This is a genomic window from Aequorivita lipolytica (assembly GCF_007997135.1).
Lineage (GTDB): Bacteria > Bacteroidota > Bacteroidia > Flavobacteriales > Flavobacteriaceae > Aequorivita > Aequorivita lipolytica.
Genome location: NZ_VORU01000003.1, coordinates 113,617 through 131,902, shown reverse-complemented (window position 1 = coordinate 131,902; position 18,286 = coordinate 113,617). Strand labels below are relative to the sequence as shown.

Annotated in this window: 19 protein-coding genes; all 19 read right to left on the bottom strand. The window is 38.2% G+C overall.

Annotated elements, in window-relative coordinates:
- Position 1: 1 nt before the first annotated feature.
- The 19 genes from ESV24_RS15495 to ESV24_RS05190 all read right to left on the bottom strand — a co-directional run bounded on the left by ESV24_RS15495 (position 2) and on the right by ESV24_RS05190 (position 18,261).
- Positions 2–2,113 carry an ATP-binding protein gene (locus ESV24_RS15495; RefSeq protein ID WP_235003982.1) on the bottom strand — a complete coding sequence of 704 codons (2,112 nt, stop codon included), beginning with the start codon at positions 2,111–2,113 and terminating at the stop codon, positions 2–4.
- Positions 2,114–2,127: 14 nt separating this feature from the next.
- Complete coding sequence (locus tag ESV24_RS05270) at positions 2,128–3,189, bottom strand: sensor histidine kinase (RefSeq protein ID WP_111814976.1); 1,062 nt, start codon at positions 3,187–3,189, stop codon at positions 2,128–2,130.
- Complete coding sequence (locus ESV24_RS05265; protein ID WP_111814692.1) at positions 3,186–4,346, bottom strand: FIST signal transduction protein; 1,161 nt, start codon at positions 4,344–4,346, stop codon at positions 3,186–3,188. The genes ESV24_RS05270 and ESV24_RS05265 overlap by 4 nt, the downstream gene beginning before the upstream one ends.
- Before the next feature lie 83 nt (positions 4,347–4,429).
- Positions 4,430–4,825 (bottom strand): endonuclease domain-containing protein, encoded by a 396-nt coding sequence (locus ESV24_RS05260; RefSeq protein WP_235003983.1) that lies wholly within the window; start codon positions 4,823–4,825, stop codon positions 4,430–4,432.
- Positions 4,826–4,876: 51 nt separating this feature from the next.
- Entirely contained in the window at positions 4,877–6,040 is a 1,164-nt protein-coding gene (locus ESV24_RS05255) for an FIST signal transduction protein (RefSeq protein WP_111814694.1), read from the bottom strand.
- Positions 6,041–6,146: 106 nt separating this feature from the next.
- The gene (locus ESV24_RS05250; protein WP_111814696.1) at positions 6,147–7,316 is read right to left on the bottom strand and encodes an FIST signal transduction protein; all 1,170 of its coding nucleotides are present in this window, start codon (positions 7,314–7,316) and stop codon (positions 6,147–6,149) included.
- Positions 7,317–7,653: 337 nt separating this feature from the next.
- Positions 7,654–8,697: a proline iminopeptidase-family hydrolase gene (locus ESV24_RS05245; RefSeq protein WP_111814698.1), complete on the bottom strand. Its 1,044-nt coding sequence runs from the start codon at positions 8,695–8,697 to the stop codon at positions 7,654–7,656.
- 191 nt (positions 8,698–8,888) lie between these two features.
- On the bottom strand, positions 8,889–10,082 hold the full coding sequence (locus ESV24_RS05240) for a dipeptidase (RefSeq protein WP_111814700.1): 1,194 nt from the start codon (positions 10,080–10,082) through the stop codon (positions 8,889–8,891).
- A gap of 126 nt (positions 10,083–10,208) precedes the next feature.
- On the bottom strand, positions 10,209–10,670 hold the full coding sequence (gene tnpA, locus ESV24_RS05235; RefSeq protein WP_111814702.1) for an IS200/IS605 family transposase: 462 nt from the start codon (positions 10,668–10,670) through the stop codon (positions 10,209–10,211).
- Between the two features lie 47 nt (positions 10,671–10,717).
- On the bottom strand, positions 10,718–10,891 hold the full coding sequence (locus tag ESV24_RS15260) for a hypothetical protein (protein WP_160110586.1): 174 nt from the start codon (positions 10,889–10,891) through the stop codon (positions 10,718–10,720).
- Between the two features lie 3 nt (positions 10,892–10,894).
- On the bottom strand, positions 10,895–11,638 hold the full coding sequence (locus ESV24_RS15445; RefSeq protein ID WP_200829509.1) for a DUF6090 family protein: 744 nt from the start codon (positions 11,636–11,638) through the stop codon (positions 10,895–10,897).
- Between the two features lie 63 nt (positions 11,639–11,701).
- Complete coding sequence (locus ESV24_RS05225) at positions 11,702–12,217, bottom strand: hypothetical protein (RefSeq protein WP_111814704.1); 516 nt, start codon at positions 12,215–12,217, stop codon at positions 11,702–11,704.
- A 19-nt stretch (positions 12,218–12,236) separates the two neighbouring features.
- Positions 12,237–12,995, bottom strand: coding sequence for a DUF6090 family protein (locus ESV24_RS05220; RefSeq protein WP_111814706.1), 759 nt, complete (start codon positions 12,993–12,995; stop codon positions 12,237–12,239).
- A 234-nt stretch (positions 12,996–13,229) separates the two neighbouring features.
- Complete coding sequence (locus tag ESV24_RS05215; protein ID WP_111814708.1) at positions 13,230–14,594, bottom strand: MFS transporter; 1,365 nt, start codon at positions 14,592–14,594, stop codon at positions 13,230–13,232.
- Positions 14,595–14,783: 189 nt separating this feature from the next.
- Positions 14,784–15,638, bottom strand: a complete 855-nt coding sequence (locus ESV24_RS05210; protein ID WP_111814710.1) for an SDR family oxidoreductase — start codon at positions 15,636–15,638, stop codon at positions 14,784–14,786.
- 41 nt (positions 15,639–15,679) lie between these two features.
- Positions 15,680–16,558 (bottom strand): ester cyclase, encoded by an 879-nt coding sequence (locus ESV24_RS15490; RefSeq protein WP_146951070.1) that lies wholly within the window; start codon positions 16,556–16,558, stop codon positions 15,680–15,682.
- Positions 16,559–16,588: 30 nt separating this feature from the next.
- On the bottom strand, positions 16,589–17,020 hold the full coding sequence (locus ESV24_RS05200; protein ID WP_111814712.1) for a DUF1330 domain-containing protein: 432 nt from the start codon (positions 17,018–17,020) through the stop codon (positions 16,589–16,591).
- Between the two features lie 58 nt (positions 17,021–17,078).
- Positions 17,079–17,414, bottom strand: a complete 336-nt coding sequence (locus ESV24_RS05195; protein ID WP_111814714.1) for a hypothetical protein — start codon at positions 17,412–17,414, stop codon at positions 17,079–17,081.
- Between the two features lie 79 nt (positions 17,415–17,493).
- Positions 17,494–18,261, bottom strand: a complete 768-nt coding sequence (locus tag ESV24_RS05190) for a hypothetical protein (protein ID WP_235003984.1) — start codon at positions 18,259–18,261, stop codon at positions 17,494–17,496.
- Positions 18,262–18,286: the final 25 nt, after the last annotated feature.

Below are 18,286 nucleotides of genomic sequence, written 5' to 3'. Positions count from 1 at the left end.
ATTATCTTTTTATTGGTAATGAAATGATGAATTCAGTTCCCTTTCCTTTCCCGAAGTCATCGGGATTTCCTTCGTCAACTTTGGTTTCCACTTTTAGCTCCCCGCCGTTCGCTTTTACAATGTCGTAACTCAAGCTTAGTCCCAATCCAGTTCCCTGTCCTGTTGGTTTTGTGGTGAAAAAAGGCTGGAAAATTTTGTCCAAAATATTTTTGGGAATACCGTTGCCGTTGTCTTTTACTGAAATCTGAATTTTCTCTTTCCCTTTTTTTGTAGAAACCGAAACGGTTGGTTTGAAATCTTTATCATTCGATTCATTTTTACGTTCGTTTACGGCATAAAAAGCATTCGTAATCAAATTCAAAACAACCCTGCCAATATCCTGAGGCACGATTTCAATTTTTCCGATGGAATCGTCATAATCGGTTTCTAAAGTTGCGTTAAAACTTTTGTCTTTTGCGCGCAGACCGTGGTAGGCGAGGCGTAGATATTCGTCTGCCAATTTGTTGATGTCTGTGAATTCTTTTTCGCCCGTGTTTTTCTGACTGTGCTGCAGCATTCCTTTTACGATGCCGTCTGCTCGCTTTCCGTGGTGAGCTATTTTTTCAAGGTTTTGTTTTATGTCTTCTGAAATAGCTTTCGCTTCTTCAATAGCGCCTTTGTTGAGTTCCAAATTCATTTCAGCCAAAAGCTCGTTGCTTACTTCAGAAAAATTATTGACGAAGTTCAGCGGATTTTGAATTTCGTGTGCGATGCCAGCGGTAAGTTCTCCCAAACTTGCCATTTTTTCGGCCTGTATAAGTTGGCTTTGCGTAGCTTTTAAATTTTCCAAAGAAGTATTTAATGCCGAAGTGCGCTCTTTTACCTGCATTTCCAGTGTCTCATTTTGCGTGGAAAGAATGCGGTGGTTTTCTTCGGAAAGCAGCTCTACTTCCTTCAGTTTATTTATAAGCGATTTGCTTCTGTTTCCGAAGGTATAACCAAGATAAATAGCCAGACTCAGCGGCATCAGCAAAAAAGCAAATGGTTGGTACAGCCAAAGGGACGGAAATGTTATTACGGAAAGTTGGTCCAAAATAATACCTATCCAAAAGGCGATGTTTATTACACAGAAAACCAAAAATATAAGCGCCGCCCGCCTATCAGTTTTTAGGGATTTTATGCTGATGCGCAATATTTCCAAAAGCACTATTGTACCTATAATTTGGGTTATAAGCAAATAATCGAAAAGGAACAACAAAATAATAAGCAGCCCAGCTATTACAGCTACGGACCAAAACAGGATGCCGAACCGTTGTTTTAGGATTTTGTAGATACAGAAGAGAATCAGCAGTGCTTGGGAGGTTAAAAAGAAACCTACGCCAAATTCTGCCAAAAACGGTCTTTGATGGGTGTTTAACGAAATTAAAACAGCGATTATAAACAGAATGAAAAAAAGGCTCGAAATGGCGAAGTATAGGTTTATTTTTTCGGTCGGGAAAAAGAAAAAATACGCCAAAAAGAGGATAAGCATAAATATGGCCACGCCCAAAACAATGTAGTACCTTATTTTATAGTTAAGCAGCGGCGGGTCTGCATTTGCGTGGCTTAGCGTTGCCACCCGCAAAATCATTCCGGTATCGCTCGCAAAAACCGGAAATTGGGAAGGGTCGTTGGCATACCGTATTGCCAGTATTTGGTCTTTTTGCGGTACAAGCGGGAAGGAAAGCAAATCCCGTCCTGGATTGTAATAAATTATGGAATCCTGCGCTGCACTTACCCTGCCCAATTGGTGTATTAATTGCCCGTCCAAATAGATTTCTGAAGCTCCGGTTTGATGTATGCGCAGCACCAATTGCTGGTTTAGCGGTAGGATTGTCTTTATTTTTTTTCGGAACCAAACGATTCCTTTTTTGTTTGCTTTGGCGACGGAATCCGGCACATTTAGGATCACGTTTGAAAATTTGGGCCATAAAGAATCATTAAAATTTGGGTTTGCCCACTCCTTATTATCGCCCAAATGATAGCTCCAATCATTTACCAGCACGCCCCATTGGTTTTCCAGATCAGCATCCAGAAAGGCGGATTGCTCAGATTGTCCGGCAACAGCCAGTGGCAATATGAATAGAAGGAGCATTATTTTTTTCATGACTATTTGTGGGTTAAAGGTAACAAAATGGTAAAAATTGTTCCTTCATTAGGTTGGGATTGAACTTCAATCCTGCCACCATGTGATTTCAGAATATCATAGCTCAAACTTAATCCCAATCCCGTTCCTTGCCCAGTGGGTTTGGTGGTAAAGAAGGGCTGGAATATTTTGTCCAGCACATTTTTAGGAATGCCGTTGCCGTTATCAGAAACATTTATTTCTATTTTATCTTTAAATTTTCTTGTGGAAACTGAAACTGTTGGCTGGTACGATTTTAGACCTGTCAAGTTTTTTGCAACCATTGTTTTGCGTTCCGAAACTGCATAAAAAGCATTCATAATCAAATTCAAAACCACCCTCCCAATATCCTGCGGCACGATTTCAATTTTTCCGATGGAATCGTCAAAATCGGTTTCTAAAGTTGCGTTGAAACTTTTGTCCTTTGCGCGCAGACCGTGGAAGGCGAGACGCAGATATTCGTCAACTAAAACATTGATGTCAGTTGGTTCTTTTTCGCCTGTGTTTTTGCGACTGTGCTGCAGCATTCCTTTTACGATGCCATCTGCTCGCTTTCCGTGGTGATTTATTTTCTCCAAATTTTGAATAACGTCGTTTGCTATTTCCTTTACATCTTCATAATTGCCTGCGTCCAGTTCTTCTTTCATCTCATCGAGCAATTCTTTGCTCACTTCGGAAAAATTATTGACGAAGTTCAGCGGATTCTGTATTTCGTGGGCAATTCCGGCGGTCAATTCCCCAAGAGAAGCCATTTTTTCTGCCTGAATCAATTGCGCTTGGGCGGATTTTAATTCTTCCAACGATTTATTTAACGCAGCGTTTGTTTCTTCAATAGATTTTCGTTTTTGTTCCAGTTCTTCAATGGTTTCTTCCAGTAGGATTGCAGTGGTGCGCTTTACTTTTTCGGTGCGTTCCAATTTAAATTCTGAAATGGTGAGTGCGCGGTCTGTTTCTTTTGCCGCTTTAATCAGCGTTGTTTTTTCTTCTTCGGAAAAATGTTCCGACCGCTCAATGAAATCGAGTATTTTTTGAAGGTGCTCGTTCATGCTTTTTCTTTTAATATTACCCAACAACAAGCGCCTGAATGGTAATTTTGCTTGCCCTGTAATGCCCTTCCAAACTCGCCATAGGTAAAAAATCCTGCCATGGGTGTCTGCCACAATCCAGCAAGGCCTTCGTTTTCATCGGTTACCATGGGCCCAAGAATGGGTTTTCTGCCTGCACAAGAAAAAACTAACAAAGCATCTGCATCTTCATTGGTATCTAGTTTTAATTGTGTTGCTTTTTCAATAACCTCTTCAACAATATCGAATTCTGGGGGGCTTGTAAACCAAAATTTTGAACCTTTTGGCATTGGCATGTCCATCACTAATGCTCTTTCTTTGGAATCAATTTTCATTGCGGTCCTTAGTACGGTTTCGTTGTTGTCCCGTTCTACAATGAATGGATATTCAATAGATAGTTCTTCAAAAATTTTAAAATTTTCTTCGGACAATTTATCTTCCTTTCCTAAATATTTAAAATATAATTCCACTGCAGATTTACCATCAATTTCATAGAGTAAATTCCCTTTACTTTTGGTAACAGTCCTTGTAATTCCTAAAGGCTTCCAACCTGTAACTGCCATTCCTTTTAAAGCGATTTTGTCTCCGTTTAGCACTAATGCTATGAGTCCATGATTAGTCTCACTTTTATTGGTAAAAACAAAAGTCTCTTTAATTTCCAAATCATCTCCAGCCATACCACCAAAAAACAGTTTATCAAGACCAAGACTTTGTGATAGGCTTTTTACCAATGTATCGCCTCCAAAAACTTCTCCTTGTCGGTTTATTTTAGTACTACAAACAATCAAAGAAGGGTTGCTAAATTCTATTAGCGCCTTAGTTGCTACTTTAGAAGCAGTAGTCTCCATAGTACAATTTTCTATATCCTCAAATAGGATTGTGTACTGTTCCTTTGCTATTTCCAAAAGTAAAATGGCAATTTCTCCCATGCTTTGATGACCATTGATGAATTCGCCACAGGAGGTGGCGCCAAAAATGTCCATGTTTTTTTCCTCTAAAAGTTGACACACCGCCTTTCTTTCTTGTTTAACTGAAATAAAAACAATGGCGACGGTAGGACTGTAACCACCTACTATTGCAACTTCCAAAGCGGTCTTTATTTCTGAAACGGATGCTCCGTGTATTGATTTTGCTTTCATAATTATTGCAAATTTTGTGGGAATTTAATTAAATTATAAATTTTGAATGACCATCGCCAACGCTCGCCCTGCCCCCCAGCCCCCTAAAGGGGGAGGCCAGCGCGCAATTTAGAATTGACGTTTTCTATCACATTTTCATATTTGTTTAGGACTTGTTCGTTTGTAAATCTTATTTCAGAGATGCCAATTTCACTAAGGTAATTTGTTCTTATTTTATCTTTTTCAGTTTGTTCCTTTGTTAAATGGTATCCCCCGTCAATTTCAATAGATAGCTTCAGTTTATGACAATAAAAATCCAAAACAAAGCCGCCAATGGGATGTTGCCTTCTGAATTTAAAACCTAATGGTTTAATTTTTAAATATTCCCAAAGTTTCAATTCAGTTTCGGTCATTGATACTCTCAATTTTGCAGCATTCCTAAAAACCGATGGAGTTGCTCCATCGTGCATTCCCAATATTTTCAATTTATTTTTTTCCATAATTTAAATATAGAAAACCCTCCCTTCAGGGTCGGGGCAAGGTTTTCGGAATTATTTTTCCTTTAAAGCCACAATACAACATGCATTGTTATGAAATTCATTTTTACCAATTTTTGATTTTCCATATTCGCCATAGGTAAAAAAGCCTACCAATGGTGCGTTCCAAATGTTTTGCACCTGCTCTATTTCCTCTTTCATTAAAACCCCAAATGATAAATGTCTACTCACGCATGAAAACATGATTAAGGCATCGGCTTGTTGCGTTGCGTTGTCCTTAATGCTCTCACATTCTGCAACTACTGTTTCGGTGGAATCAAAATCTGGGGGTAGCGAAAACTTGATTTTTGATCCTTGAGCTACACCTCCAGTGCATATAAGTGAACGGTCTTTTTGATTAGCAAATCGGGTTGCACGTATTACAGTATCACCATTTTCCCGTTCTAATTGCAATGGATAATACCATGAGTTTAAAAATGGCACAATTTCCGTTTTGTCATCCAGCGTTACGGCAACGCCAAGGTATTTCATTAGCATATCCAAAGCTGGTTTATGGTCTATGGTATATACAATATTACCTTTGCTTTTAGTAACTATTTTTGTGGTGCCAATAGCATTCCAGCCACAAGTAGCGATTCCTCTTACATCTATTTTATCTTCATCAATAATGAGCGCTAACAATGCGTTGTCCTTACTTTTCCCGTTGGTAAAAACAATTGGTTTTTCAGCTATCAAATCATCTCCTGCCATACCTCCAAATACGGTTATTTCCCTGTCCTCTGATAAAGCATATTTACCAAATCCTTCTGTGATGCCTTCAATAATTTTTTCACCATCTATAAACACACCGCCCGTAGCTATTATCAAAGAAGGGTTGGCAAAAGTTTTTTTCGCTATTTGACCCAATTTTTTTGCACTTTCAAAAGTAGTCTCTTGACTAATTTCAAGAAACTCCAATTTAAAATAAGCTGGATTCATGTCGAGCAACATCATGACAATGCTACCATCTTCAATATCTCCATCGATAAACTCTCCAGCCGTCGTAGCGCCAAAGATTGCGATTTTTTCACTGCTGAAAATTTCGCAAATAGCGTCTCGGTCCTGTTTTATGGAAAGGAAGATAATGGCAAGAGTTGGTTTAAAACCGTCCGTTAGACTTTGTTGTAAAGCGGTTTTTATTTCTTCCGTAGATTTTCCTTTTATTGTTTTTGCTTGCATGGTGTTTTGATTGACAATTAAAATTGGGGCTGAACCCCTCCGCCTTCGACACCTCCCCTTGATTGTTTTGTGCCTCGCAAAGGGAGAAGTTTTTTGACTTTTCCGTTCACGTATTCTCCCCCTTTGGGGGTTGGGGGGCTTTTTCTTTTAATGCCACACAACAAGTTGTCAAATTGTGCATTTCGAGATTTCCTCCAGTTGCTCTTCCCAATTCTGCATTACTGAACATGCCTACCATTGGAACATTCCAAACATTTTTGATGCCTTCAAGTTCCTGTGACATCAATGGTCCCAAGGATAATATTCTTCCTGTACAACTAAAAACTATCACCGCATCTGCTTCGGGCATTACTGTAGCTTTTAAATTCTCTACACCTTTCACCACTTTCTCCATCACATCAAAATCGGGCGGTAAAGAGAAACGGACTTTTGATCCTTGCGGCACTGCACCACTGGTGTAATAAGATCGATCGCTCCAATCTACCACAAGGCCTGGCCGCATTACGGGATCACCCTTTTCACGTTGCAATTGTAAAGGAAAGTTGGCAGCTATTTCTATCAATAAACTATCGTTTTCTGGGGATACATTTGTAATACCGCCATATTTTGCAGTAAGATCCAACACCGGAAGATTATCTACTGTAAACACATGGTTTCCTTCACTTTTGGTCACTAGTTTTTCTGTACCCACTGGCTTCCATCCACATGTGGCAATACCATTTATTTGCACTTTTGACTCATCCAATGCAATACATACCATGGCCTTGCCACTGTCTTTCCCATTAGTAAATACGAATGTTTCAGAAAATGAATAATCATCTCCTGCAGCACCTCCAAATGCGTTTACTGCTGATCCTGCTATCTCTTCAATGCCACGCAGCACTTCTTCACCATCTGCAGAAGCATCACTTATCCCGATAAAAAAAGCAGGGTTTGCAAACTTTTCTTTTGCTTTTTTAGCAATTCCTTTTGCAACTTCCCGATAATTTTTTTCCGGATATTCTTCAAAATAAATTTGAAAATGGTCTTTGTTCATGTCCATCAACAAAATAGCTGCCGAGCCTTTTTCGGGTTCTTCATCTATAAATTCCCCATTCGTGGTGCAGCCGAAAACGCTGATGCCGGCTGCATCCAACAAATTAGTAATAGTGCTTCGGTCAAGGCTTTTTGAAATAAAGCAAATTGCTAAAGTTGGATTGAAACCGTCAGCGAAACATTCTTCCAAGGCAGTTTTGATTTCTTTTGTAGATTTTCCTTTTATTGATTTTGATTTCATTTGAATATAATTTTTTTAGATTTAAAAACTTCTGTAACTCTTTCTGTACCGTGAATTGGTTGACTTTTGCGGGGAGTGTGCTAAAGTTAATGAATTAAGGTACAAAAAGTTACATCTTAGGTGCAAAGGGGCTATAAAACTTTCCGAAGCTGTGGAAATGCTTACCGAAGCCGTGGTTTTTGAAGTTGATGGGAAGATATTATGCGATGTTTCTGAAGAGTTTTATCATTGATTGAGAAAACGTTTTTAAACTTCACCACAGAGGCACAGAGGCACAGATTTCACAGAGCTTTCTTTGTGTACTCTGTGTCTCTGTGGTTAATTTTTTGCGAAATGGCTAAAACTTCCCATCATCCACATCTTTTATAAACTTTATCAATCCAGGGAAATAAGTTTCTGGGTCGTCATATTGTGAAACGTGGCCTGCATTGGCAGTTAAACTTCTTCCGTTTTGCACTTGGGTACTCATCCATTCCATATATTTTGGATCCATAGTGTCGTATTTGCCACCAATCATTAATGTTGGAACTTTAATTTCTTTTAGCCTATCGGAAACATCCCAGCCTTTAAGGGTTGCGTCCCCAGTTACACCAAATTCGCTATAGCCCTGCATATAGATATAAATATTTGGGTTGAGGTGCGCAAATGTGCGATTGATAAACTCTGGCCATTCATCCAAAGGTTTTCGAAGGATATGCTCTGTGTAATAATTGTTCATCACCAACTCCGTATATCTAGGATTTGAAAAATCTTCTTTGGCTTCCATGTCTTTGATTTCCTTATAAACCTGTGGCGGTAGTTGGGCTCCCAAAACTTCTGCATATTTTTCATATTCGGGGATGCTCGCCATCATATTTGAAATTATTAATCCTTTCAAGTTTTCTTGATATTTCAGTGCATATTCCATCGCCAAAATTCCGCCCCACGATTGGCCGAGCAAGTAAAAATTGTCTTTATTTAAATTTAAAGCTTTGCGAACCTGCTCCACTTCTTCCACAAAATGTTCTGTAGTCCAAAGGGTAGAATCGTTTGGTTTGTCGCTGTAATAACTGTCTAGCTGGTCATAATAGATGTATTCAATTTCTTCATTCGGAAGATAGCCGTCAAAATTTTCAAAAGCTTCGTGAGTTCCTCCAGGACCGCCATGAAGTAACAAGACTTTCATTTTTGGATTGTTGCCCACGCGTTTTGTCCAAACATTGAAGGTGCCTTTTGGAGTTGTAATGGGAATCATTTTGATGCCGCCCGTTATTTGGTCGTCGGTGTTTGAATAATCCATATAGCCGGATTTGCTATCGGTTTCGGTCTTTGTTTCTTGTTTTTCGACGCAGCTTAAAAGAAGGCTTGCTGAAATGATTAGAAAGTAAATTGTGTTTTTCATAATGATTGGTTTAGTTTGTTTAAAAGTATTTAATGAGGTTTTCGAAATTTCTCTTCGTTCTCTGCGCCTTTGCGGTAAAAAAATCCACCGCAGAGGCGCAGAGGTCGCAAAGGTTTTGAGTCTTACAATGAATAATGGCTTCCGTTGGATGGGATGTTTCTTTCGTGTTGCATTTCAGTTCCCATCAATTACTAATTATTTTCATTCGCCTTCAAAACCCGAAGCAGATTTCCGCCAAGGATTTTGTCGATATCCTTTTCGCTATAGCCTTTTTCAACCAAAACTTTTGTTATTAAAGGATAATCCGTTACATCATCCAATTGTTTTGGAGGCAACAAAATGCCATCAAAATCGGAGCCGATTCCCACATAATCCACACCAACCAATTTGATGACGTATTCTATATGTTGAATTACAAAATCAAAAGGAGCTCGAAGCGCTTCTGATTCATCCGTATATCTTTGGTACATAGCCGCTTCAGCTAGGAACGGATGCACCCCACTTTTTTTAAGGGAATCTATTTCCACTTTGTGTTTTTCAAGAAAGGCAGATTCTCTTTTATCAACACTCGGGTCTATAAACCCTGAATTAAAATTGATTTGAATAACGCCTCCATTTTTTGCGATGGCTTTTATTTGGTCATCCTTTAAATTTCGTTTGTGCGGGCAGAGCGTGTAAACAGAACTATGGGAAGCAATAATGGGTTTTGTAGTCGTGGTGATTACATCGTAAAACGTTTGTTCGCCAACGTGCGAAATATCTACCATCATCCCCAAACTGTTCATTTTTTGAACTACTTGTTTTCCAAAAGCAGTAAGCCCTTTTTTTCCTTCGGAATTAAGTCCCCCTCCTTTGGAGGGGTTAGGGGAGGACTCGTCGGAAGCACTTGTTGCCCAAGGAGTCGAGTTGTTCCAAGTTAAGGTTATATAGCGAACACCACGATTGTAAAGTGCTTCAAGTTTGCCCAAATCGTTCTCAAATTGATGGCCGCCTTCCAGTCCCATTAATGAAGCAATCTTCTTCTGCTTCACAACTTTTAAAAGTTCTTTTGAATTGAAAACTTTCACAATTTTATTTGGATTTCGTTTTATAACGGCATCCAAACTATCTATTTGACGATTGGCGAAAGCATACGGATTCGATTGGTCGCCGTCACTAAAAACGGAAAAAAACTGCACATCTACATCGCCTTCTTTCATTCGGTTTAAGTCGCTATGGGTTTTACCTTTTAAATTGGTATCAAAAACGAAATTCTTTTCCATTGTCTGCATAAGAAAATCGTTGTGGGTATCCACTAATATGGCTTTGTTGTGAATTTTTTGATAGTTCTGGGCGCTTAATTGAAGCGTTGCGATGCTTAAGAAAAGGAGTAGTTTAGTTTTCATGGTTTATAATTTGATTGTCTGTAAAATTCATTTCTATTTAAAATTCTGAATCTGTCCCGTTAGGGACTTTATATTGGTAGCAATATGTTAACGGTATTATTTCTGTGCCTTTAGGTACAGCATATATTATTCAATGGGATGGAATATATAACGATTATCAAAATCGATTTCGAAATCCTTTAATAATTGCAAATATTCCTCGGTAAATGTTTTTGTTTTATGATGTGCCTCCTGATTTTTGATATAATTTATCACATTTTGCACATCTGATTTCGAATATGAAAATGCACCATAACCAGCCTGCCACGAAAATTTTCTGTTTACAAACCCTTTTTGGTTGATCCATTTTGACGAATCCTGTTTCACAAATTTCATTAAATCTGAAAGAGATTGCGTTGGCCGCATTCCGAATAAAATATGAATGTGGTCTGGCATTCCGTTTATCTGAAGCACTTTATGGTCGTAATTTTGAATTATTCCGGTTATATATTTGTACAATTCTTCCTTCCATTGTCCTAATATTAAGCTCTGTCTGTTTTGAACCGCAAAAACGGTTTGTATGTGGATTTGTGTATAGGTGTTTGCCATGTATTGTGCATTTATATTGCGTACCTAACGGCACGCTGGTTGATACTTTATTTCTCTTCTACCAATATAAAGTCCCTAACGGGACGTGTGCAATGAATAATTTTCCGTTCTAAAATCCCAATGACCACGAGGATAATTTCGCCAATGGCGTATTTTAGGTATCTTGATGTTTTGCCTTCTGCGAGAAGGTTTTTGCGGATGTTTCTGAAGAGTTTTATCATTGGTTAATTTTTTAAACGCTGATTGATGAGAGACGTAACTCTTTCGATTTCCTCTTTTGTTTTGTGGCATAATTCCAAATAGAATGAATTGTCATAGGAAATAATGCTGATGAGATTTGAAAATTCGCTGTTCTCAATTACATATTTATCTTTTAGTTTTTTAGTGATTTTGTTATAAAATTTCCCTCTTTCAAAAGCTACTTTTTGGTCGTCGGCATCATATAAATCGCCATTATAGGTCAATCGGTAATAAAATCGTTCGTATAGATTTGTAATTGCAATTTTGAGCGATTCAGGATTTAAATTTCCAATGACTTTTTCAGAGCTTGAGGTGGAGTAGGTTCCCATATTTGCAAAAAAGGTGTCATTTTCAGTAGTTTGAAGTTGGGAAAATAGGGTCTCTATAGTTTTGAAATCTTTATCATTTGTTTTCGACAATTCAATGGTTAAGGCATTTACTTTTTCCAGCTTGTTCGACTGATGTATGATAATTTTATTGATTTGCGTCAAATCTTCCGTGAGGTCTTGCACAATATTGGTCAGGAATACCGATTGTTCTTTTTGTACTTTTCTGTTTTCATTCCAATTATTGATGCTCAACGCAATCAAAATACCAATGACCACTAGGATGATTTCGCCGATGGCGTATTTAAAGTATTTTGTGGTTTTGCCTCCTCCCTTCGCTAAAGCTATGGAAGGCTCGTCATTTAGAAGGTTTTGGCGGATGTTTCTGAAAAGCTTTATCATAACTGATTTCTATTTTTTCTCCCTATATTTTTAGTTGGTCACAACAATTATCTATTAAAAGTTTTACTCCGCTTTCAAAAAATCTGTAACTAAAGTATTGGTTTCCGTTTCCATTTGCGTAGTCCAACTATCTATAAACCACCTTCCGTTTTCAAAATGAAGTTGAATGCTATTTAATCCTCTTATATTTGAAGCGATTTCTGGCTTGGTTCTTACTTCATAGGCACTCCAAACTTGCGCCATATTGCCAAATTGACTCACTTTTCGTTTGAGTTCTTTTTCGTAAAAATCTTCTTTAGGAAGCAATAACAAAGGAATGTATTCCGCTTCCAAAGTATGTGAATCTACTTTTCCGTTGTCGTCTAACCGTGTTATAACTGCAGTATCTGAATGTAAATAGTTGTCTCTTTCAAATTGCCAAGGATCTTCGCTTGCTCCTGAAATTACAGCGTAATAGGCATCTATAATTGTAGCTATGGTTTTTACATCTTCTGTATATTTTTCATCTAGGGTTTGACTGTATAATGCTGAACTCATTAAAAGTCCCATCAAACTAAATACTAAAAGTTTTGTTCTCATAATTTATGTTGTATTTCGGCTATTTTTTATTTAATTCTAATTCAATTAGCGTTATTAAATCCTTTATTTCTTTATCGAGATTTATGCGATGATCAATAGCATCTTGGGTAAAGTCTAATTTCATACCCAGAAGGTTTCTAATTCTTTTAACTTTTAATAATTGATTATAATTATTTTGTGGTTCGTATTCAATATTAATAGTTGGTACGCTCGATTTTACTAAGGGGATGAAATTAATATCGTTTTCCAATATATTATCTACACGAATTTGATGTACGCTCAACCTGTCCTCAAGTACGTCGTTGAGCCTGTTTAGGTAAAATTCTAAGTCTGTAAACTTTTCATTTATTTTTTTGCTTTTTATTAAACTAAGCTTATTAGTGTTTTTTAAATTGTTATAGGCGTTAAAAGTTGGTTGGTCGCTTTGCAGGTCCCAAACTGTAGTTTTAAAAATTGAATCAGGAATTATTGTATCATTTTTTTTAGAAGGGTTCGCATCAATTCCAAGAAGTCTTATAAGGCTTATTTTTAGGGTTTCTTCTTCAGAAATAAGTGCTTCAGACTGCTTTTTTGCTGCGTTAAGATTTTGTAATAATGTTTTTAATATCGCTTTTTCCTCAATTGCTTCTTTTCTGTTTTGGTTCCAGTTATTAATGCTCAAGGCAATCAAAATACCAATAACCACGAGGATAATTTCACCAATGGCGTATTTTAGGTATTTTGTGGTTTTGCCCTCTGCGAGAAGGTTTTTGCGGGTATTTCGGAAGAGTTTAATCATTTATTGGATTTTGATTCTGTCCCGTTAGGGACTCTATATCGGTGGCATTAATGCGTTATCGTTTTTAAAAACGTGCCTTTAGGTACGTAATATGATATTTCGTACCTAAAGGACGAGATTGTGTTCGATTATTTTTTTACCGATATTCGTGTCCCAAACGGGACGGTTTTTGGCCTTGCGTTTATTAAGTGGGTTTCTGCTGCTATTTCTAGAGAGTTTAATCATCGTTTGAAGTTAATCCTTAATCACAGGCGGCGCCACCAAGGTTTGGTTTAAAACAACGAAGCTATCTACCTGGTCCCTGTGTTTTGTAAAATTGATAAATTGTATAAGGATTGCCATAACCACTGGCATGATGGCAATAAAAATAAAGACCCATTCCCAAGTGAAATTTGTTTTCAGAACCCCCAATAAGGCCGAGCCCGAGGCCCGCCCCATATTGCTCAATGCCATATAAAGCGTAAATTGTGTTGCGGCCACCGTTTTCCAGCACAGGTGCATGGCAGATGCAAATACTGCAATGCACAAAAAAGTGTAAAAAGTATAGTAGCTCAGTATAAAACTGTATATAATGATGTTACTGCCCCATAAATTTGGAATAAAAGCAAAGACTGTTATCAGGAGTGCCAAGATGCCAAGATATAGGGTCAGCATTTTTATTTTTCCAAAATAATCCACTAAGTAGCCGCCTATAACCATTCCCAATATTCCACCGATTACTGAAGTAACTGAGAAAACTTGGGAAAAGGAGGTGTTTGTCCAGCCCAATTCCTGAATGGTAAATATGGGCAAAAGTGTGTCAACAAGCCCAAACATAATACCCACCATAAAAACGCCAACCCCAAAAACGATACTGGATTTTAGGCTTACTACTTTAAGAAGACTTTTAAAAATATGCTTCCAGCTTTGCAATTGCGTTTGTTTGGAATCTGGTGAAGCTGCGCCGAGAGTCCACGGCATCGATTTTTCGCCGGGCCGTTCCCTAAAATAAATAGGAAAAAACATGATTGCTGCCACCGCAATGGACAGTGAGGAAACCGCGATTGAAAAACCAACGGTATTAATAAGCCAAGTGCCTATGACCAAAGATGCTGAAATACCTATTGTTTTGGTTCCCCACATAAGGCCATTGGCTCTGGCCTGTTCATTTGGCGGAATAACATCTACCGCCATTCCATCTGTTGCCACATCTTGAAATGCGCCAAAAAAACTGATGAAAAACCCCGCGACCATTAATGCAGAAAGATTATTTAACGGGTCTGGAACTAAGCCAATGTTCAAAAAGCTGACTATTAAACCTAATTGGCCAAAAATTACCCACGGCCGCTTTCGGCCCATTGCCAAAAATGTGAAACGGTCCATTAAAGGCGCAATTATAATTTTAAAACTCCAGGGAATACCGATAACACCAACAAATGCAGCTATTTCCAATGCCGATTTGCCATTCATCGCCAACCAAGCTGGAATGGCAAAATAGGTAATGCCTTCCGGTATTCCTTGGGCTATATAGAGAGCAGAGAAAGTAACATAGCGTGTTAATGCGTTGTCTGTTAAACTTCGACCGAATCTATTTTTTAGATTGTTTGTTGCTTTTGCCATGTTTTTGGTATTTAAAATTGTGGTCTTAAATCCTTTTTTATATTTATTTCATGGGGACTGTCTGTTTTGCTGGAATTTTGCTTTTCCTTCAACGGCTTTATATTGATGAACGTGATTATCAATAACTGCAATTATTTAATTCTCCGCATTTGCGTTCTTTTTGGTGTCTGCATATTGCGGGAAAATCAGCTATCTAGCATCCAATCCAAATGTATTTTGAACTGCTTCATACCAATCGTCGTCATTGGCGGCATTCCAATCCACCCATTCTTCATCCGTCATTGACTTTCTCCATTGAATGAAGGGTTCAGCATCAGGACCCACAGGATGTCTTAACTTCCAAGTGTTGCTTTCTGCGATTTCCAAAATCTTGTCTGCCACAAGTGTTGGCGCTGTTGGATTTTGAAGTGATGCTGAAAACAGACCTGCCAAGCGTTTGGAATGTGGGTAAATAGATTTTTCATCTACTGAAATATCATTTGCCATTTGTGTATTTATAATTCCAGGTTCTACGATGGCAACCTTAATATTAAATGGTTTTACTTCTCCAGCCAAGGCTTCGCTAATGGCTTCAAGTGCAAACTTACTGGCGGCATATGCGCCTAGTGGACTGTTGGATTTATGCCCAGAAACAGAAGCCACATTAATAATACAACCGCTACGATTTTTCCGCATTTGAGGCAACAATGCCTTTGTACATCGCAGCACCCCGAAATAATTGGTTTCCATAATGGCTTTAAAATCTTCCAAAGGCAATTCTTCAATAGAGCCGTGACGTTCTATACCTGCATTGTTCACAAGCACATCAATCTGACCGTGGTTTTGGACTGCGGTATCGATACATTTTTTAACTGAAGCATCAGAATCCACATCCATTTCGGAAATATGAATATCGAGTGATTCGGATTTAATTATTTGTTTGAAATCTGAAGCCATTGCTGGATTTCGCATCGTGGCAAATACTTTATAGCCAGCACGACCGAAAGCCAATGCTGTTTCAAGGCCAATGCCTTTACTTGTTCCTGTAATTAGTGCTATTTTCATCTTTAGTTCCCGAGAAGTCGGGTAACTTTTTGGTTAATGTTTTATTTGTTCTCAGCTTCATCAAGTTTCTTAGTATCCACATATTGCTGAAAAGCAATTATCTTTCCGTCCTTAAGCGTCCAAAGATGTGCAACTTGGGCATTATAGGCTTTTCCGGTTTTCTTCACTTTGGCATCATAACGAAGGGTTGATAATACTTGGTTGTTGCTCATTTCGTGAAGCTGAATGTTCTCCAGTTTGAAATATTCGTGATTCCCGCCAACTCTTGCAAAAACACCATTTAAAACCGCATCCGGACCTATGTAAGGATTGCCATCTGCCAAGGAATTTCCTTCAGCTTCATTCCATACAATTTTTGGGTCCATTGGGGCAAGCGCGCCAGGAATATCGCCCGCTGAAAATGCTTTGTAAAGCCCTTCAACAATTTCTAAATTTTCAGGATTGGAAACCACTCCCAATTGCTGCATAAACACCGAACTGTCCATAAAATCCTGTTCCTGTAAAATTTTTCCGTTTTTCATTTTCGCTATTGTAACGCCTTCAACTTCAACGAGGTTTCCAGTAGGTGGAATTCCGAAGAAATTACCAGTATGCTTCCCTTTGAACTGCCAATGTTTTACAAGTTGGTCACCTTGGCCAAAAATGTTTTTAACCGTAAATGTAACGTCCGAAAATCCGGTTAAGAAGTTTTGGTAATAGGCTTTAAAGGCTTCAATACCAACGATGTTTTCTGGACTTGTAACCATCACAAGGTTTGTGTCGAAATTTTTATCGTTGATTTGGTTAATATCACCTTTGTTCACAATGTTGTTCCAAACTTGGGTGTACATTTTAATGTCTTTGTCAATATTACTTTTTTGGGCAAATACTGTTGAAATGCTTATAAAAGCGAGTACGAATAGTAATGTTTGTTTTTTCATTTCTTATAAGATTTTAAGTGAGTATAATTTTCAATATTTTTTTACAATAATGGATTTTGTTGTTGCCGAATTCTCCCTCAGTTTTGCGGTAGCTTTGTATTCCTCTGAATCTGTAAATTTTTGGAGTGCTTCCATCGAATCCCATTGCACGATAATAAATCTATTTGGGTTCCAGTTTCCATCTCCTGGAATTATTTTTCTATCCGGTCGGGTATCAAAAGCCATTCCGCCAGAACGTACCAAATAAGTACCTCCAAATTTTTCAATCAGTGGTTCCACTTTTAGTCGGTACTGTTGGTATTGAAGGGAATCGTGGACGGTGATATCCAAAACCATCAATATTTTTTCCAAAGGCATACCAGTTACTGCAGATTCATGATTTCCGTGTGGGTCTTCACCTTGGGCGTTCATTGCGAAGCTCAGTAATATTAAAAACAAGGTTTTAAAGATTTTCGGTTTCATCGGATTTGACTTTTATGAGTATGGGTATTCTTTTATCTTTTTTCTTTATTCTTTTTTCTCAATAAATAATATTGTCCAAAATCCTACCCAGATTGCTTTCCGCCATTTGTATCTTGCGGTCGGCGGCAAAGATTTGCTGAATTTCATTTTTCAGTTCACACAGTTCCAATTCAGAATATTGGTGCCGTTCCAAAACATCCTGAATTTTTTCAAGACTTTCATCTTCTTCGTCGCTCTTAAATTCAAGGAACATTTTTTCGAAAATTTCAGCAGTGGTTTTTGTTTTTATTAGTTCAATTTCTGCTTCGCTTTCTAAATTATCTGCCTTTGCGCAGAGCAACAAAATATAAGTTTTCAGCTCTTCCTTACTCCATTGTGTTTCTTCAGTTTTCATAATTATTTTTTTTAGATATTCTTTAAAATGAAAAATGTACGGCACGGCAACGCCGCACCGTACATTCACCTTCTTTACGTTATTTTCTATCTGCAGCTTTTACATCGCCGCTAATACCGCTTAGTTCTGGACGGAAAATCCACAGTTCGGTTTCGCCGCCATCGGTAACATCATACCAATCTTCTAAGAATTTATCCCAGCTTCCTTTTCCATGTACCTCATCAAATTTCTTGTCCATTCCGTTATCCTCGCTGATCCAGCCCATCTTGTCAAAAAATGAAACTACTGTAAGATCTTTTCCTTCTTTTGTACTGGAAAATTCATTGGTGTAGATTCCATAAATTTCATTTGGTAATTTTTGGGCGTACACCTTTCCTATTTTTTCTACAAGAGCCATAGCTTCCTTCATCTTACCCCGCTTAACATCGTATGTATCCAGCAGTAGATTTTTTAGTGTAAAATCTTTCGAAAAACGCGACATTTCAGCGTTAAATTTCCAATAAGTAGTATTGCCTTGCGGCATAGCGTATGCTGCTACATTTTTGTTCCAATCTGCATCATGCCCGTCAACTTGTGCAGGTCTTGCATCCATGGCGCTCCACGGCGTGGGTCCCATCACCCACATATAGCTGCCCGCATTGGGTCCACTGCTTATCCAGTAAACTCTGGCGCCATAAGCTCCATTACCGTGATATTTTTTATTGTGCGCTGCTAGTCCTGCCTCAAATTGCGATAGCTGGGAAGGATTAGGTGTTATCATCACATTTTCCAATACACCGTATTCGGTGCTGTTTTGCGATATTGCCAATAGCGGCAATAAAAGCATTGTAAAAATTAATTTTCTCATAATGTTTAATTTGTGTCTCCGCCTG

Excerpts from the sequence above, each read along its gene's own strand:
- ESV24_RS05215 (WP_111814708.1), bottom strand. The coding sequence starts at position 14,594 with ATGGCAAAAGCAACAAACAATCTAAAAAATAGATTCGGTCGAAGTTTA.
- ESV24_RS05260 (WP_235003983.1), bottom strand. The coding sequence starts at position 4,825 with ATGGAAAAAAATAAATTGAAAATATTGGGAATGCACGATGGAGCAACT.
- ESV24_RS15495 (WP_235003982.1), bottom strand. The coding sequence starts at position 2,113 with ATGCTCCTTCTATTCATATTGCCACTGGCTGTTGCCGGACAATCTGAG.
- ESV24_RS05255 (WP_111814694.1), bottom strand. The coding sequence starts at position 6,040 with ATGCAAGCAAAAACAATAAAAGGAAAATCTACGGAAGAAATAAAAACC.
- ESV24_RS05250 (WP_111814696.1), bottom strand. The coding sequence starts at position 7,316 with ATGAAATCAAAATCAATAAAAGGAAAATCTACAAAAGAAATCAAAACT.
- ESV24_RS05240 (WP_111814700.1), bottom strand. The coding sequence starts at position 10,082 with ATGAAAACTAAACTACTCCTTTTCTTAAGCATCGCAACGCTTCAATTA.
- ESV24_RS05265 (WP_111814692.1), bottom strand. The coding sequence starts at position 4,346 with ATGAAAGCAAAATCAATACACGGAGCATCCGTTTCAGAAATAAAGACC.
- ESV24_RS05190 (WP_235003984.1), bottom strand. The coding sequence starts at position 18,261 with ATGAGAAAATTAATTTTTACAATGCTTTTATTGCCGCTATTGGCAATA.
- ESV24_RS05200 (WP_111814712.1), bottom strand. The coding sequence starts at position 17,020 with ATGAAACCGAAAATCTTTAAAACCTTGTTTTTAATATTACTGAGCTTC.
- ESV24_RS05220 (WP_111814706.1), bottom strand. The coding sequence starts at position 12,995 with ATGATTAAACTCTTCCGAAATACCCGCAAAAACCTTCTCGCAGAGGGC.
- ESV24_RS05195 (WP_111814714.1), bottom strand. The coding sequence starts at position 17,414 with ATGAAAACTGAAGAAACACAATGGAGTAAGGAAGAGCTGAAAACTTAT.
- ESV24_RS15445 (WP_200829509.1), bottom strand. The coding sequence starts at position 11,638 with ATGATAAAGCTTTTCAGAAACATCCGCCAAAACCTTCTAAATGACGAG.
- ESV24_RS15490 (WP_146951070.1), bottom strand. The coding sequence starts at position 16,558 with ATGAAAAAACAAACATTACTATTCGTACTCGCTTTTATAAGCATTTCA.
- ESV24_RS05270 (WP_111814976.1), bottom strand. The coding sequence starts at position 3,189 with ATGAACGAGCACCTTCAAAAAATACTCGATTTCATTGAGCGGTCGGAA.
- ESV24_RS05245 (WP_111814698.1), bottom strand. The coding sequence starts at position 8,697 with ATGAAAAACACAATTTACTTTCTAATCATTTCAGCAAGCCTTCTTTTA.
- ESV24_RS15260 (WP_160110586.1), bottom strand. The coding sequence starts at position 10,891 with ATGATAAAACTCTTCAGAAACATCCGCAAAAACCTTCTCGCAGAAGGC.
- ESV24_RS05225 (WP_111814704.1), bottom strand. The coding sequence starts at position 12,217 with ATGAGAACAAAACTTTTAGTATTTAGTTTGATGGGACTTTTAATGAGT.
- ESV24_RS05210 (WP_111814710.1), bottom strand. The coding sequence starts at position 15,638 with ATGAAAATAGCACTAATTACAGGAACAAGTAAAGGCATTGGCCTTGAA.
- tnpA (WP_111814702.1), bottom strand. The coding sequence starts at position 10,670 with ATGGCAAACACCTATACACAAATCCACATACAAACCGTTTTTGCGGTT.